Raw genomic sequence first — 467 nt, 5'->3', positions numbered from 1 at the left:
CGGCCGATCTGGACGCGTTCGCGCATCCGCAGCCGGGCATCGGAACCCAGCCGGATCGTGGTGACCGTGTGGTGGCGCGCACCGCCGGCGACGATCATCGGCTCGGGGTCGAAGTCCAGCACTCCCCCGCTACCGACATCGAGCCGCCAGCGCCCGCACGATTGCGGCGTCGCCGCGCCCGGCAGCGCCAAGGTCGCCGCGACCGAGCGCACCACCAGTTCGGCGCCCGGCGCGACCACGATCACGACGTCGAGTTCGTCGCCGCCCAGCGGCGTGGCAGCGGTGCCGATCAGATGAACCGCCCGCGGACCGGTGCGGCGGGCGGACAACCCGCCGCTCGCGTGGATTTCCGGAAGCGCGCCTGGGCGAGCGACGATGCGTAATTCCGTGCGCACCGGCGGCAACTCAGTGCGCGGCGGCGGATTCGTCGGCGCCCGCCCGGTCCTGCTCGGCGACCGCGCGCAGTT

1 protein-coding gene is annotated in these 467 nt (G+C 73.9%); it reads right to left on the bottom strand.

What is annotated here, in order from left to right; translation table 11 throughout:
- A partial coding sequence (locus ON27_RS29240) for an urease accessory protein UreD (protein WP_245560276.1) occupies positions 1-329 on the bottom strand: 329 nt, incomplete at its 3' end.
- Positions 330-467 lie beyond the last annotated feature (138 nt).

The organism is Nocardia asiatica NBRC 100129 (assembly GCF_000308415.1).
GTDB classification, from domain to species: domain Bacteria; phylum Actinomycetota; class Actinomycetes; order Mycobacteriales; family Mycobacteriaceae; genus Nocardia; species Nocardia asiatica.
The sequence above is the reverse complement of the archived record's forward strand: the minus strand, read 5'-3'. Positions and strand labels throughout refer to the sequence as shown.